Raw genomic sequence first — 12557 nt, forward strand, 5'->3', positions numbered from 1 at the left:
ACCCTCAGAGAATCTCTCAGGAGACAGGAATGAAAGTAACGCTGCCAGAGTTTGAACGTGCAGGAGTCATGGTTGTCGGTGATGTGATGCTAGATCGCTACTGGTACGGTCCTACCAGCCGTATTTCACCTGAAGCGCCGGTTCCGGTGGTGAAGGTTGATACCATTGAAGAACGTCCCGGTGGCGCAGCAAACGTGGCGATGAACATTGCCTCTCTGGGAGCGAATTCGCGTCTGGTTGGCCTGACTGGGATTGACGACGCGGCGCGTGCGCTGAGCAAAACGCTGGCGGATGTGAACGTAAAATGTGACTTCGTTTCTGTGCCAACTCATCCGACGATCACCAAACTGCGCGTGCTTTCCCGCAACCAGCAACTGATTCGCCTGGATTTCGAAGAAGGTTTTGAAGGCGTGGATCCGCAGCCACTGCATGAGCGTATTAACCAGGCTCTGGGCTCCATTGGCGCTTTGGTACTCTCCGATTACGCCAAAGGCGCGCTGGCAAGCGTGCAGCAGATGATTGCTCTGGCGCGTAAGGCTGGGGTGCCGGTGCTTATCGATCCGAAAGGGACCGATTTTGAACGCTATCGTGGCGCAACGCTGCTGACGCCGAATTTGTCTGAATTTGAAGCGGTGGCCGGTAAGTGCAAAAGCGAAGATGAACTGGTTGAGCGCGGCATGAAAGTGATTGCAGATTTCGACCTTTCCGCGCTGCTGATCACGCGTTCCGAACAGGGTATGACGCTGCTGCAACCGGGCAAATCGCCACTGCATATGCCGACGCAGGCGCAGGAAGTGTATGACGTGACGGGGGCGGGCGATACGGTGATCGGCGTGCTGGCTGCGACGCTGGCGGCGGGGAACACTCTGGAAGAGGCGTGCTATTTTGCTAATGCCGCAGCGGGTGTTGTCGTCGGTAAACTGGGGACTTCAACCGTTTCCCCGATTGAACTGGAAAACGCCGTGCGCGGTCGGGCCGACACTGGCTTTGGCGTGATGAGCGAGTCTGAGCTGAAACAGGCCGTAGCCAGCGCCCGCAAGCGCGGTGAGAAAGTGGTGATGACCAACGGCGTGTTCGACATCCTACATGCGGGCCACGTTTCCTATCTGGCGAATGCGCGCAAGCTGGGCGATCGTCTGATCGTGGCGGTAAACAGCGATGCTTCGACCAAACGTCTGAAAGGCGAAACGCGTCCGGTCAACCCGCTGGAACAGCGCATGATCGTGCTGGGCGCGCTGGAAGCCGTCGACTGGGTGGTCTCTTTTGAAGAAGACACACCACAGCGTCTGATTGCCGGCATCCTGCCGGATCTGCTGGTAAAAGGCGGCGACTATAAGCCGGAAGATATTGCGGGCAGCAAAGAAGTGTGGGCGAACGGCGGAGAAGTGCTGGTGCTGAACTTTGAAGATGGCTGCTCAACGACCAATATCATCAAGAAGATCCAAAAAGACAGCGATAAATAACAAATGCTGGAAACGTATCGAACTTTTGGATTCGATACGTTTCTTGCTATTGATGCTGCTGTTTTCTTCAACCTAAAGTAAAGGAATAAGGGGAGAGGGGATTTCTCCTCCCGATTTACTTTTACATGACGTTACAATAAGCGTGCGTCACGCTGACCTTAAATCCGACCCCTCTTAGATTTCGTGGGAAACTGTGAACCAGCGCAGTGCTTTTGCGCACAATATGTACAGAATAACTTCGCATCCAGGGAAATACTGAAATTAGAAAAAGCATATGGCCTTAACAGATATTCAATAACTGGAGGGTATGCTCATGAACAGCAATATGTATTCAATGAACAATTTCGATTTCCTGGCCCGTAGTTTTGCCAGGATGCAAGCTGAGGGCCATCCCGTAGATATCCAGGCGATAACTGGGAATATGGATGAAGAACATCGTAGCTGGTTTTGCAAACGCTATGCGCTGTACTGCCAGCAGGCGACGGAGGCCAGGAAGCTAGAACTGGAACACTAACAGAAAAAACGGGCCTTGCGGCCCGTTGTCGTTTTTACTCTTGCGGATCGACTGACGGGATCGCGGGAGCAGGTTTAACTTCTGCCGTTTTTTCACGCGATTCCAGCTCAGTCAGACGTTGCTCAAGTAGCGCCAGCTTTTCACGGGTACGCAGCAAAACCTGAGTCTGTACATCAAACTCTTCACGGCTTACCAGATCCAGACGGGTCAGCTGTGACTGCAGCGTTTGACGAATTTTCTTCTCGACGTCTTCGCCAAACTCGCGGATCCCTTTCGGCATCGACTCGTGAACCTGACGAGCAATCTGCTCAATTTTTTTCGGGTCAATCATTGTGGTTTCCCTGAACTGGTACGTGTTGTTGCCTATTGTAGTGCGAACTGGCACAGGCATAAACCAGAATTGTGTGAAGCTAAGACGAGCAAAGGCGTTGATGAAGGTAATCAATAGCGTTATAGTTAACTCGCTTATTCTCAGGGCGGGGCGAAATTCCCCACCGGCGGTAAATCAACTCAGGTTGAAAGCCCGCGAGCGCTTTGGGTGCAAACTCAAAGGTCAGCAGATCCGGTGTAATTCCGGGGCCGACGGTTAGAGTCCGGATGGGAGAGAGTAACGATCCAGTCGGGCATGGACCCGCTCACGTTATTTTTTTGCCGCTTAGACGGTACTCCTAAGACTGCCCTGATTCTGGTAACCATAATTTTAGTGAGGTTTTTTTACCATGAATCAGACGCTACTTTCCTCTTTTGGTACGCCTTTCGAACGTGTTGAACTTGCGCTGTCTGCGCTGCGTGAAGGACGCGGTGTGATGGTGCTTGACGACGAAGATCGTGAAAACGAAGGCGATATGATTTTCCCGGCAGAAACCATGACTGTTGAACAGATGGCTCTGACCATCCGTCACGGCAGCGGTATTGTATGCCTGTGCATCACTGAAGACCGACGCAAACAGCTCGATCTGCCAATGATGGTGGAAAATAACACCAGCGCTTACGGTACCGGTTTTACCGTGACCATTGAAGCCGCAGAAGGCGTGACTACCGGCGTTTCCGCTGCGGACCGTGTTACTACGGTGCGTGCGGCAATTCAGGATGGCGCTAAACCTTCCGATCTTAACCGTCCGGGGCACGTTTTCCCGCTGCGTGCTCAGGCAGGTGGCGTGTTGACCCGCGGTGGTCACACTGAAGCAACCATCGACCTGATGACGCTGGCAGGGTTTAAACCGGCAGGCGTGCTGTGCGAACTGACCAATGACGATGGCACCATGGCGCGTGCGCCAGAATGTATCGAATTTGCCGGCAAGCATAATATGGCGGTAGTTACTATCGAAGACCTGGTGGCTTATCGTCAGGCGCATGAGCGCAAAGCCAGCTAATCGCAAATTACCACGTTAGTCGCGGTAAGCATAAAAAACCGAAGCCATCTTCCAGGCTTCGGTTTTTTTGTTTCTTGCTCCGATTATTTGGTTCTCACCCGCTGTAATGCCCATGCGCCGCTCATAATGACGAGCAACAGTAAGCACAAACTAAAGGCCAACAAACAGGCCTGCGCCATGTTCATAAAATGCCAAGGCGGGATCAGATACCAGCCTTCTGACTGCTGGTACAGATCGACAAACCACTTTTGCGTACTGCTGAGCGCCACGCCGTCGGGAACAATGGGAGCGTCATAGCCGCAATCTCCTGTGGGTTTAAACCACTCCGGTGCCCAGTTGGCCAGAGGCAAATTAAAAGGGAATGTCGGATCGGTGGAGCATCCCTGTACGCCAAACAGCGAATCCGGGTCCGGGTTATGTACAGCATAATGAATGCCGTTAAGTTTGATGGAGAACTTAATGCCCAGGATGCTGCCGTAAAATGCCGCGATACAACCGATGAGCTTCAGAACAACATTTTTGGGGTTGATTGCCGCAATCAATCCGCCAAAAACCATCACCAGCATGGCAAAGCGAATGTAGACACATTGTTCGCAGGGGGCCATGTAGAGATAGATTTGGAAGAACGAATGCGCCAGAATAATCAATCCACCCATTGCGCAAGCCATCAACAGCCACAGAAAGCGCTGTTCCTGCCATCTCACCAGGGTATCAACCGGTGTATTACATAAGTCTCGCCACGATCCTTTTATGAAAGCCATAGCCGGGTCCCTGTTTATTTTTTCGCGAGCTCTCTGACAAGCTCAGCCATGGAATCAATAGATTTGATATTTTTGGTGTAGATCAGGTATTTACCATTGACGACGTAAGCCGGAACGCCCTGGATTTTGGCGACATCATATGCTGCTTTCCATTTCTCCAGCGTTTGCTGGACGGCTGGATCCTTCAATGCCGCGTCAAAATCAGCCTGGCTCATGCCCGCTGCATCCAACCCTGTTTTGATGAATGAGGCGGGATCTTTACCCTCTGACCAGCGCTCTTTCTTATCGTGGTAGGCGGCGTAATAAGCGAACTTGGCTTTTTTAAACTGTGATTTGGCGTCAAACAATGAAATACCTGCAGCCATGTCCCTGGCAATCATTACGGCAAAGATTTCGCTGGCCTGTTTACCGTATTCCCCTTTGGTTTCCAGATGAAACGGAGTGAAAGTAACGACATCGGCGACTTTGTCTGACACGGGCCCTGTCACGGCTTTATCATATTTGTAGCAAAATGGGCAGGCGTAACTGAATACTTTGATCAACGTCTTATCGGCGTTGGGAATTGGTTTTTCCAGAACCATATAATCAGTGCCTTCAGTAAACGCTGATGCTGCAAACGGTGAGGCAAGCGCGGCGGTTAATACCACGCTTTTAAATAATGAAGTGATCCATTTAGATGACATAATTAATCCTTAATCTAATGTAATTATTTAAACATTTGGCGTGGATGAACCAGCAATGCACGGTAGTGAGTTTGATTTGGCTTATCGGACAGGACATTAATTTCGACTTTGACTTCTTTTGTTTTGTAGTCAATTTCGTTGATTTTGCCGATGGTTGGCTGTCCAACGTCAAATAAATTAATCGAACCACCAAAGCCAAACATGGTGTCGCGATCTTTTTGATATTCGATAACCGAGGTGATAGGGCTATAAAAATCATAACCGCGCTCTTTTCCGTACTCCCAAATTTGCTGGACGGTCCCTTTTTTCTCGTCAATTTTATATTCGACGAAACGGGAGTATTTCATTGTTGGTAACGCCGGTTGTTCGAGTCCGCGGCCATCGCCGTTGTCAAAAATGGTAAGCGTTCCTTTGCTGGAGAGCCATGCGGTGTGTTGAGTGTAGGTAAAATCGAAATCGGTATTCTCGCACTTGCCATTTTCATCACATTTCAGTGCGTTGCCTTTATCATCAATCGGTTTTAACAGCTTGCTTGCCAGCGCCTTATTCCAGCCTTTAGACGGTGCAAGGATCCACTTCACCTGTTTATCGCGACCGATTTTGACAACCCCCTGATGGCGGGAAGAGATAATGATGGCGTCGTCTTTGGCGTCAAAGGCGATGGAGTTAACGTGCGCCCAGTTACGACCAGCACCCACGCCGAGGGCGTCACCGTAGGGGGTATCTGGCTCCAGTTTTGCCTGCTGGCCGGCATGAGCGAGGTCCACGTTGACGCATACCGCGCCCGCATCCAACGCACCCAGCAGTGCATCACGCATCGGATCGAGAATTTTTGTCAGATCCCACACGTCAACAACACGACCGGATTTGTCGACTTCAATAATCTGGTCGCGGATAGTTTGGACGTGAATGCCATCTTCCTTGCGATAGTCCCGTTTACCCACGCGAAGCAGTACGGTGCCGTTCACCGTTTCGACGGACTCATGCGATGCGTCGAGGAATCCGCGCGGCAGCTTATGGTCGGCCAGAATCTGGCCCATCATATCGAATTCATACCAGTGCTGGCCCTGTACGGCGGTGAAGGTGCCGCGCGGTGTCTCTCGTATGCCCATCAGGTAACCGCGCTTGTTGATATCCATGTCATGACCGTCATAGAAAGTGTCCTGATCCAGCCACCAACGATATTCACCTTCCGTATCAACGACAAAGGTAAAGGGTGCGATATCAAAGGGTAATGCGCCACCGGCCGGACCTGCATCCAGGATACCGGCATTTTTATCTTTTTCACCATGCCAGTGGAATTCTGCGCCCTGCGCGGTAAAGGTGTGGGTATTCACCAGATAGAGACGGTCTTCAAAGCCAGGTGCGACCTTAATAACGTTTGTTTGCTGTAAATCGGAAATAGAACGGTTATCCATGTAGTGATTAACGATGGCAGATGTTTGCACCACGTAATCTTCCTTGATGGCCTTGCCATTTTCTTTATATTCAACAGTGACCTTATTAGCGAACTTTTGATAAAGGCCAAAAATAGGAACCCCATCGTAGGTGGCGAGGGATTCTTTGCCGACGGCATAGGTAATTGGGACTCCTTTTTCACCTTTACCATGAACGGTAACTTTAACATCCGAAATAACGTGACTATCTAATTCAACCAGTGCGGTAAGAGGGGCGTTTCCGTATGGGTCAACGATTATCGCACCCAATTTTCCTGCGGGCTGGGCTGGTTGGAAACCAGCGGCAAATGAATTACCTGCGACAAAGCCAAACGTCAGTGCAAGCGTTCCGGCTAGAAGTGTTTTTCGGTACTGTGTAAACATGGATATATCTCCTTATATTATCTTTAGATATAACAGTGCTGAATATATTATGTTTTTACGATGTGAATATAATAAAAAATGGTATTGCCGATGCTACTTTTATGGTGAATATATTAATATTGATGAGGTGTATTATTTTGCAGGCGCTAATTTTTATTATTTTTTGGATGGTATGAGTGCGTTATTTTAAGGGCAATATTTATTATTGCGCAGTGTGATCTTGTCGACATTGTTTTATTTTTTATAACTGTGTCAACTATTTGCATAGCTGCTGATTTATATGATCGAAATCATATATTTGTTTCTGGAATATGCCACTATAGGAGTATGTAAGAATAAGGTTGTGTAAAATTTTAACGTTAAATGTTTAATGATGTTAAATTTTAAGGGTAAAAGAATGTTTATCGCCTGGTACTGGATTGTATTAATTGCACTCGTTGCAGTTGGTTATTATTGCCATATGAAGCGTTATTGTCGGGCATTTCGGCAAGACCGGGATGCATTACTCGAGGCGCGAAACAAACTCTTTCGTCGTTCTGGCGAAGATAACAGCGCGGTTAAGGAACAGGAATAGTCCTTCACGTTCTGCTATGGATGAGCGGATGCTGTAAATTAGCAGGGTGGCATCCGCCCTCTGAATTAGCCGATCCCCATGGACTGGAGGATGACAAGACTTAACCCCATCACCGACATTCCACAAAGTACCCCATAGCTGGGATTATTATTCGGGTCGATCTCTTTTGCCAACGGCATTAGCTCATCGACGGACAGCGCCACCATAATTCCTGCGACTGCTGCCATTATTGCCGCCATCACTACCGGTGAGATCAGGCTCCCCAGAATTAACCACGCCAGTACGCCGCCCAGGATTTCCGCCATGCCCGAGATTCCGGCCCAGAATATCGCCGTACGTTTGGAGCCCGTGGCTGCATAGACTGGACCCGCAACGGCTAATCCTTCAGGAATATTGTGTAATGCGACGGCAAGGGCAATACCAAAGCCCAGCTCGAGGTTGCTGCTGGCGGTAACAAACGTCGCTATCCCTTCCGGGAAGTTGTGCAGGCTAATGCCGAGCGTTAATAAAATCGCGGTACGTTTAATGGAGCCGGGCAGTGGCCGCGTGGTTTTCTGTACCAGATCCTGAGGGTGCGCGTGCGGCAATAGGCGGTCCAGGCCAAAGTATCCCAGTAAGCCAACGATAAACATTCCGTAGCCCAATACCGGCGACATGCCTTCAGCAGCCAGTGCGGCTGGGAGCATCTCCATCAGTGAGATCAGTAACATAATCCCTGCGGCGAAGCCTAACGAAAAGGCGAGCACGCGGTTGGAGGGTTTTTGCCCTAACACGCCGAGAAATGCGCCGATAAACGTGGCGGCGCCTGCCAGTAAAGTCAGAAGTAAAGGTACTGACATCGACAAATAAAACTCCTTATCAATCTGCTGTCCGGGTCGGATCGTCAAAATAACTGATGATCTTCATCATGGTTATCTGAGTTCTTCATCAGCCGAATAAGCGTATTGTGGTGGTATCAAAATGACTCCCTCAGTAAGGATATCATCATGTCTTCAACTCGTATGCCAGCATTGTTTTTGGGTCACGGTAGCCCGATGAATGTTCTGGAAGATAACGTTTATACCCGCGCCTGGCAGCAACTGGGGGAAACGTTGCCGCGCCCGAAAGCCATTGTGGTGGTCTCGGCGCATTGGTTCACTCGTGGCACGGGCGTGACGGCGATGGAAGCGCCTAAAACGATCCACGATTTTGGCGGTTTTCCGCAGGCGCTGTATGACACCCATTACCCGGCTCCTGGATCACCGGAACTGGCGCAGCATCTGGTTGACTTGCTGGCCCCGGTGCCCGTTACCTTAGACAAAGAGGCGTGGGGTTTTGACCACGGTTCATGGGGCGTGCTGATCAAGATGTACCCGCATGCGGATATTCCGATGGTGCAGCTGAGCATTGACAGTACTAAACCTGCGGCCTGGCATTTTGAAATTGGCCGCAAGCTGGCGGCACTGCGTGATGAGGGCATTATGCTGGTAGCCAGCGGCAACGTGGTACATAACCTGCGCACTGCGCGTTGGCATGGTGAGAACACGCCATATCCGTGGGCGACCTCATTCAACGAATATGTTAAAGCAAATCTGACATGGCAGGGACCGGTTGAACAGCACCCGCTGGTGAACTATCTCGATCATGAAGGGGGATCGTTATCGAACCCGACACCGGATCACTATCTGCCGCTGCTGTATGTATTAGGTGCCTGGGACGGCAAAGAGCCGGTGACTATTCCTGTTGACGGGATTGAGATGGGAAGTTTGAGTATGTTGTCGGTGCAGGTCGGATGATAAATGCCCGATGGCGCTGCGCTTATCGAGCCTACAGTTCATGCTGTAGGCCGGGTAAGACGCAGCCACCACCCGGCACTCTCAGTCATTCGACAAAAATATGCGGATAGAAACGCGAGAGATCCTGCGTGATCAACGCGCGGTCTTCGCGAATGCCAATGCCAGCTGGTTGATCGTTGATTAGCCAGCTGCCGATCAACATATAGCTGTCGCCAAACTTCGGTAGCTGATGGAACTGCTGCACGATCATACCTTCTTCGCCGTACGGCCCTTCCACTGCTTCGATCGTTTTACCGTTTTCGATAATGGAAACGTTCGCGCCTTCACGTGAGAAGATCGGCTTTACGACGAATTTATCCATCTGAGGATAGTCATCTTCGGCGAAATACGCAGGCAGCAGATTCGGATGATCCGGGAACATTTCCCACAACAGCGGTAATAACGCTTTGTTGGAGATGATGCTCTTCCAGGCTGGTTCCAGCCAGCGAACGCCAGCGTCTTCCAGCTTGGTGGAGAACATTTCGCGCAGCATGAATTCCCACGGATAGAGCTTGAACAGGTTAGCAATGACCTGATCCTGCATATCCGTGAACTGACCTTTTTCACCAAGACCAATATCTTCGACATAGAGGAATTCAGTGGCGATTTCAGCTTCGGCAGCGCAATCCTGCAGATACTGGATCGTTCCGCGGTCTTCCACCGTATCGCGACAACAGGTCAGATGTAGCAACTGAAAACCATACTGCTCACGCAGCTCGGCGAAACGCTCGATCAGCTTTTCCTGCAGACTGTTGAATTGATCGCTGCCTTCCGGCAGGTTGCCTGCATTGAGTTGGTCTTCCAGCCAGATCCACTGGAAAAACGCAGCTTCGTACAGAGAGGTTGGCGTATCGGCGTTGTTTTCTAACAGCTTAGGCTCGCCCGTGCCGTCCCACGCCAGATCGAGACGCGAATAGAGCGACGGCTGCTGTGTCAGCCAGGACTGGCGGACAAAGCCCCAGGTATGCTTCGGAATGCGAAACTTAGTCATCAGCTCATCGCTGGCGATGACCCTTTCCACCACTTTGAGGCACATTTGATGCAGCTCTGCGGTGACCTCTTCCAGCTTTTCGACCTGAGCAAGCGTGAGCTTATAATACGCATCCTCACACCAGTACGGCTCGCCGTACATAGTGTGAAAGTTGAAACCGTATTCGGTGGCTTTATCGCGCCAGTCCGGGCGCTCAACAATACTGACTCTTTCCATGACGATCAGCCGCCCATTGAACGTGTGGTAGTACCGCTTGCGCTACGCTGCATGGTGCTCTGTTTAGCCACAGATTCGCCAAATCCACCGCGGGTTACGGTAGAGGTGGTAGCCGGTTTCGGCGCCATGGCGGTTTTCGGTACGGTCATGGTGCGACCCGGCGTTGCGGCGCCGTAGTTTTTGCCGCCGGCATCCGTATATTTGCCGTATGCCGGGCTGGCCGGATTTTTCGAGCTGAACAGCGGCTGCTGAGCGCCCATACCGCCACCCATCATGCGGCCCATCATATAGCCTGCCATTAGCGGCATCCAGAAGCTGCCGCTGCTTTGATTCTGCGCCTGAGCCTGGCCTTCACCGGTCGGCGCCATGCCCGCTTGTGCAGGTGCCTGTTGGCACTGGCCTTCGCCGAATTCAGCGATACAGTCTTCGCGAGTGGCGTATTTTGGCGCGGTGCGTTCAGCTTCTTTCAGCGCATTGTTAAACGCAGTGGTACATTCGGCGCTTTTACCCGGATTAGCTGCAGAGCAGTCGTCCGCGTTCTGATAAAGCGAAACCGTTTCGTCACTCTTTTCACAGCCCGCGAGCATAAAAACAGCGGTAACTGCCAGAGCGACAGGAGTCAGGTGGCGCGCGCTCCAGCTTTTGCGGAACGAGGCGTGATGTATAGATTTTGTCCGTTTCATTTATGTCTTCCAGGACCCAGTGGTAACTCTGCTCAGAATAGAGGATGACTGGTCGAAATTGAAGCGGGAAGAGGCGAGAATGCGGAAGAAGGGGCGGATCTTTACGTTGCCTTACGTTCAGACGGGGCCGAAGCCCCGTCATCAGCATCAGTTACGGAACGGGTTGTTACCGTTGCTGCTGGTTGAACGTGCAGCCGTTGGTTGAGCCGCAGGCATATTGCCGTTGCTGTTAAAGTCATTCACCGCGGCATCTTGCTGCGGATTTTGCGGCGCTACGTTATCCGGAGAAGTCGGGATCGGTTTACCCAGCGTATTGTTCAGCGCCACCAGATCCTGCTCGTTCAGCGTACCGAGCGCAGATTTGACGTTAAGCTGGTTGATAAGATAGGTATAACGCGCATTCGCCAGTTGCTGCTTGGCGTTGTACAGCGTGGTGGTGGCATCCAACACATCCACGATGGTACGGGTACCTACGGAATAGCCTGCTTCCATCGCATCTAAAGAGCTTTGGGCAGAGACAACCGCTTGTTTGTACGCGTTAATGCTACTGATAGAAGCATTAATGTTGTTGAACGAAGAACGCACGGTTTGCACCACGCTGCGGTGCGCGCTTTCCAGTTGTTCGCTCGCACCAACAAAGTTGTACTGCGCTTGTTTCACCTGCGAGTTAACCATCCCGCCCTGGTACAGCGGCAGCGAGAAGTTCAGACCAATTTTGTTCTGGCCCATGTTGCTGTCGTCATACTGGGAGGTGTTGGTTTTCGACCCGTTGTAGGAGGTGTCAGAAACGCCGGTAGAGGCGGTCAAACCCAGCGTCGGTAAGTGACCATCCTGCGCCAGACGAATCTGTTCACGCGCCAGATCCTGGCTCAAACGCGCCTGCAATAATGAGAGGTTGCGGTTTTCTGCTTCTTTCAGCAGCGCGTTCACCGCCTGCGGTTTGTTGGTTTTAAAGCCATCAACGTTCAGCGAAGCCAGTTCCGGGTAGTAGTTACCGGTCACCTGGCGCAGCTGTTCTACCGCGTTGTCGAGATTGTTACGCGCGGTAACTTCGTTCGCCAGTACGGTATCGTATTGTGAACGGGCGTTCTGTACGTCAGTGATGGCGACCAGGCCCACGTTAAAACGCTGTGTGGTCTGATCTAACTGACGATAGACCGCATCTTTCTGTGCCTGAGTGTAAGACAGCACGTCAATCGCGTTCAGTACGTTAAAATAAGCGGTAGCGGTATTCAGGATCAGCGTTTGCTGATCGGTCTGATACGTTACGTCCTGGATGCCTGCTGATTTTTCTTGCAGCGTCAGGGCACGCCATTTAGACATGTCGAACAGCGTCTGAGTCAATTGTAATGACGCGCTGGTTGCGTTGGAGTTGACGCCATTTGCATCACGGTAGCCATTGCTGTAGGTGTAATCGGCACCTAAACCTAGTTGCGGCAGTAATGGGCTACGCGCTTCGTTAATTTTTTCGAATGCAGCATCGCGATCGGCGGCGGATTTACGCAATTCCGGGTTGCTCAGGCGTGCTTGCTGATAAACCTGCATCAGGTTTTCTGCCTGGCTCAAAGTAGTGAACCCCGACAGGCTCAGGCCGATAAGGATGGGGAGCAATTTCTTCATTTGCATTCCTTGTTGTGAAGCAGTATTTAGCGCTGATCAAATTGT

Annotated in this window: 13 protein-coding genes and 1 riboswitch; of the genes, 5 read left to right on the forward strand and 8 right to left on the reverse strand. The window is 51.2% G+C overall.

Annotation, left to right across the window (positions count from 1 at the left end):
• Nucleotides 1-29: 29 nt before the first annotated feature.
• Together hldE and glgS are read left to right on the forward strand one after the other, a co-directional pair.
• Nucleotides 30-1463 carry a bifunctional D-glycero-beta-D-manno-heptose-7-phosphate kinase/D-glycero-beta-D-manno-heptose 1-phosphate adenylyltransferase HldE gene (gene hldE / locus HV243_RS03250; RefSeq protein ID WP_016154530.1) on the forward strand — a complete coding sequence of 478 codons (1434 nt, stop codon included), beginning with the start codon at nucleotides 30-32 and terminating at the stop codon, nucleotides 1461-1463.
• A gap of 307 nt (nucleotides 1464-1770) precedes the next feature.
• Nucleotides 1771-1977 (forward strand): cell surface composition regulator GlgS, encoded by a 207-nt coding sequence (glgS, locus tag HV243_RS03255; RefSeq protein WP_019077704.1) that lies wholly within the window; start codon nucleotides 1771-1773, stop codon nucleotides 1975-1977.
• A 34-nt stretch (nucleotides 1978-2011) separates the two neighbouring features.
• Here the strand turns inward: glgS and ubiK are convergent, their stop codons facing one another.
• The gene (gene ubiK / locus HV243_RS03260) at nucleotides 2012-2308 is read right to left on the reverse strand and encodes a ubiquinone biosynthesis accessory factor UbiK (protein WP_003024618.1); all 297 of its coding nucleotides are present in this window, start codon (nucleotides 2306-2308) and stop codon (nucleotides 2012-2014) included.
• A gap of 132 nt (nucleotides 2309-2440) precedes the next feature.
• A riboswitch (FMN riboswitch) is annotated at nucleotides 2441-2590 on the forward strand.
• Between the two features lie 106 nt (nucleotides 2591-2696).
• Here ubiK and ribB point away from each other — a divergent pair.
• Nucleotides 2697-3350 carry a 3,4-dihydroxy-2-butanone-4-phosphate synthase gene (ribB, locus tag HV243_RS03265; protein WP_016154529.1) on the forward strand — a complete coding sequence of 218 codons (654 nt, stop codon included), beginning with the start codon at nucleotides 2697-2699 and terminating at the stop codon, nucleotides 3348-3350.
• An 83-nt stretch (nucleotides 3351-3433) separates the two neighbouring features.
• Here the strand turns inward: ribB and dsbI are convergent, their stop codons facing one another.
• Genes dsbI through HV243_RS03280 form a run of 3 tightly spaced genes read right to left on the reverse strand, consistent with a single transcriptional unit; the run spans nucleotide 3434 to nucleotide 6614 of the window.
• Entirely contained in the window at nucleotides 3434-4111 is a 678-nt protein-coding gene (gene dsbI, locus HV243_RS03270; RefSeq protein ID WP_053388752.1) for a protein-disulfide oxidoreductase DsbI, read from the reverse strand.
• Between the two features lie 14 nt (nucleotides 4112-4125).
• Nucleotides 4126-4794: a thiol:disulfide interchange protein DsbA/DsbL gene (locus tag HV243_RS03275; RefSeq protein WP_019077701.1), complete on the reverse strand. Its 669-nt coding sequence runs from the start codon at nucleotides 4792-4794 to the stop codon at nucleotides 4126-4128.
• 23 nt (nucleotides 4795-4817) lie between these two features.
• Nucleotides 4818-6614, reverse strand: coding sequence for an aryl-sulfate sulfotransferase (locus HV243_RS03280; protein ID WP_053388753.1), 1797 nt, complete (start codon nucleotides 6612-6614; stop codon nucleotides 4818-4820).
• A 397-nt stretch (nucleotides 6615-7011) separates the two neighbouring features.
• Between HV243_RS03280 and HV243_RS03285 the strand changes: the two genes are divergently transcribed.
• Nucleotides 7012-7188 (forward strand): hypothetical protein, encoded by a 177-nt coding sequence (locus tag HV243_RS03285; protein ID WP_016154525.1) that lies wholly within the window; start codon nucleotides 7012-7014, stop codon nucleotides 7186-7188.
• A gap of 65 nt (nucleotides 7189-7253) precedes the next feature.
• Here HV243_RS03285 and zupT read toward each other — a convergent pair whose 3' ends face one another.
• Nucleotides 7254-8027: a zinc transporter ZupT gene (gene zupT, locus HV243_RS03290; RefSeq protein WP_016157488.1), complete on the reverse strand. Its 774-nt coding sequence runs from the start codon at nucleotides 8025-8027 to the stop codon at nucleotides 7254-7256.
• A gap of 147 nt (nucleotides 8028-8174) precedes the next feature.
• On the opposite strand from zupT, the gene ygiD reads away from it, so the two are divergent.
• Nucleotides 8175-8963: a 4,5-DOPA dioxygenase extradiol gene (gene ygiD / locus HV243_RS03295; protein WP_016154523.1), complete on the forward strand. Its 789-nt coding sequence runs from the start codon at nucleotides 8175-8177 to the stop codon at nucleotides 8961-8963.
• An 85-nt stretch (nucleotides 8964-9048) separates the two neighbouring features.
• Here ygiD and HV243_RS03300 read toward each other — a convergent pair whose 3' ends face one another.
• The 3 genes from HV243_RS03300 to tolC all read right to left on the reverse strand — a co-directional run bounded on the left by HV243_RS03300 (nucleotide 9049) and on the right by tolC (nucleotide 12518).
• Nucleotides 9049-10209, reverse strand: coding sequence for a glutathionylspermidine synthase family protein (locus HV243_RS03300; protein ID WP_019077698.1), 1161 nt, complete (start codon nucleotides 10207-10209; stop codon nucleotides 9049-9051).
• 5 nt (nucleotides 10210-10214) lie between these two features.
• Nucleotides 10215-10892 (reverse strand): DUF1190 family protein, encoded by a 678-nt coding sequence (locus HV243_RS03305; protein WP_016154521.1) that lies wholly within the window; start codon nucleotides 10890-10892, stop codon nucleotides 10215-10217.
• Between the two features lie 147 nt (nucleotides 10893-11039).
• Nucleotides 11040-12518: an outer membrane channel protein TolC gene (tolC, locus tag HV243_RS03310; RefSeq protein WP_100250039.1), complete on the reverse strand. Its 1479-nt coding sequence runs from the start codon at nucleotides 12516-12518 to the stop codon at nucleotides 11040-11042.
• Between the last annotated feature and the right edge of the window lie 39 nt (nucleotides 12519-12557).

This window comes from Citrobacter sp. RHBSTW-00599, from assembly GCF_013784065.1.
GTDB classification, from domain to species: domain Bacteria; phylum Pseudomonadota; class Gammaproteobacteria; order Enterobacterales; family Enterobacteriaceae; genus Citrobacter; species Citrobacter braakii.

Excerpts from the sequence above, each read along its gene's own strand:
- hldE (WP_016154530.1), top strand. The coding sequence starts at position 30 with ATGAAAGTAACGCTGCCAGAGTTTGAACGTGCAGGAGTCATGGTTGTC.
- glgS (WP_019077704.1), top strand. The coding sequence starts at position 1,771 with ATGCTCATGAACAGCAATATGTATTCAATGAACAATTTCGATTTCCTG.
- ubiK (WP_003024618.1), bottom strand. The coding sequence starts at position 2,308 with ATGATTGACCCGAAAAAAATTGAGCAGATTGCTCGTCAGGTTCACGAG.
- ribB (WP_016154529.1), top strand. The coding sequence starts at position 2,697 with ATGAATCAGACGCTACTTTCCTCTTTTGGTACGCCTTTCGAACGTGTT.
- dsbI (WP_053388752.1), bottom strand. The coding sequence starts at position 4,111 with ATGGCTTTCATAAAAGGATCGTGGCGAGACTTATGTAATACACCGGTT.
- HV243_RS03275 (WP_019077701.1), bottom strand. The coding sequence starts at position 4,794 with ATGTCATCTAAATGGATCACTTCATTATTTAAAAGCGTGGTATTAACC.
- HV243_RS03280 (WP_053388753.1), bottom strand. The coding sequence starts at position 6,614 with ATGTTTACACAGTACCGAAAAACACTTCTAGCCGGAACGCTTGCACTG.
- HV243_RS03285 (WP_016154525.1), top strand. The coding sequence starts at position 7,012 with ATGTTTATCGCCTGGTACTGGATTGTATTAATTGCACTCGTTGCAGTT.
- zupT (WP_016157488.1), bottom strand. The coding sequence starts at position 8,027 with ATGTCAGTACCTTTACTTCTGACTTTACTGGCAGGCGCCGCCACGTTT.
- ygiD (WP_016154523.1), top strand. The coding sequence starts at position 8,175 with ATGTCTTCAACTCGTATGCCAGCATTGTTTTTGGGTCACGGTAGCCCG.
- HV243_RS03300 (WP_019077698.1), bottom strand. The coding sequence starts at position 10,209 with ATGGAAAGAGTCAGTATTGTTGAGCGCCCGGACTGGCGCGATAAAGCC.
- HV243_RS03305 (WP_016154521.1), bottom strand. The coding sequence starts at position 10,892 with ATGAAACGGACAAAATCTATACATCACGCCTCGTTCCGCAAAAGCTGG.
- tolC (WP_100250039.1), bottom strand. The coding sequence starts at position 12,518 with ATGCAAATGAAGAAATTGCTCCCCATCCTTATCGGCCTGAGCCTGTCG.